General features: G+C 39.4%; 2 protein-coding genes. Both read left to right on the forward strand.

All coding sequences use genetic code 11. From position 1 onward, the window contains the following. Nucleotides 1-267, forward strand: a 267-nt coding sequence (locus F6K52_RS36355; RefSeq protein WP_293090088.1) for a hypothetical protein, incomplete at its 5' end; no start/stop codon positions are given. A gap of 155 nt (nt 268-422) precedes the next feature. Further along, nucleotides 423-1151, forward strand: coding sequence for an IS1 family transposase (locus tag F6K52_RS36360; protein ID WP_293090090.1), 729 nt, complete (start codon nt 423-425; stop codon nt 1149-1151). The last annotated feature ends 198 nt before the right edge of the window (nt 1152-1349 follow it).

Consider the following 1349-nt stretch of genomic DNA (forward strand, 5'->3'; position numbering starts at 1 on the left):
CACGTATCGAAAGGATTGGAATGCCCAATCCTTTTGGTCGCCCTATGTCCTAGTCGGCAATTGGCTCTAGGGACAACTATGGAGCAAGCCATAGCACTAGATTCCTCACATAGGTCTGAATATCAGCCAGCGCTTGTGGACAATCCATCATCCCGGTTCCAGGTGGCTCATCTACAAAGCTTGGGCATCCTTTGGAAATATCCCAGTTGTAATCTACAAAATGGTAGTGTTCTACAAGTAGTGATGCCCTGTAATATATATCCATAAAGGATTACAACCACTATTTCCTAACAAAAATGAAAACTCATATTTATAGTTATTATTCAACTCTTAGATTGAAGACATTTCTTTACTTTACTGAATTCATACTTAACCTATCCTTTGATAAAGACATTTATCCTTCTGTCAAAGATAATTCTAATATGGAAAATTATCACTGCCCTAGCTGTGGTTCTACTCATACTATAAAAAATGGTTCGACTCATAATGCCAAGTCGAAGCGCTTATGTAAAAGCTGCGGTCGCCAATTTGTTATTAATCCTGAAAAGAAGTTTATATCTATTGAAACAAAGCTATTCATCGACAAGCTTTTATTAGAACGCATTTCCCTACGAGGCATTGTTAGAGTCACTGGAGTCAGTCTCGCCTGGTTGCAAAATTACGTCAATAATAAATTTGCCTCTATCTCAAGACAGATAAAGGTCTCAGCTAAGAATAAAGGCCGATTGGTCATCGAATGTGACGAGATGTGGTCCTTCTATATCACACGAAAGAAATATGCCTTCGTTCGTTATATTTGGTTAGCAATTGACCGTGATACACGGGAAATTGTGGGGTGTTATATTGGCGATCGCACTCGCAATTCAGCTCATCAATTATGGGACAGTATTCCTGCTGTTTATCGTCAATGTGCCGTTGCATACACTGATTTTTGGGATTCTTATAAAAAGGTTATTCCGAGTAAACGTCATCGTCCAGTGGGAAAGGAAACAGGACAAACAAATCATATTGAACGATTGAATAATACCTTTCGTCAACGTATTTCTAGATTGGTGCGTAAAAGCTTATCCTTCTCCAAAAAATTGGACAATCATATTGGGGCTATTTGGTACTTTATCCATGACTATAATGCCCATCTGGCAATGGATTGAGCTTCATCACTACTTGTAGAACACTACCAAGGGCGGAAAAGGGCAAGACACCATTGTCTTTGGCGGGATTAACGACGGTATTGATACGGTTAAGGGATTCAATCCCAATCAGGACCTGATTGACCTCAGTGCAGCCTCGCAGAAATATCCCAACAGATAGATAATGTTAGTAACCCACTAGAAAAAGGCAACTATTAT

Origin of the sequence: Moorena sp. SIO3H5 (assembly GCF_010692395.1) — a bacterium.
In the GTDB taxonomy this organism is placed as follows: domain Bacteria; phylum Cyanobacteriota; class Cyanobacteriia; order Cyanobacteriales; family Coleofasciculaceae; genus Moorena.

Bases quoted from the DNA above. Each gene is read 5' to 3' on its own strand.
- F6K52_RS36360 (WP_293090090.1), top strand. From the start codon at position 423: ATGGAAAATTATCACTGCCCTAGCTGTGGTTCTACTCATACTATAAAA.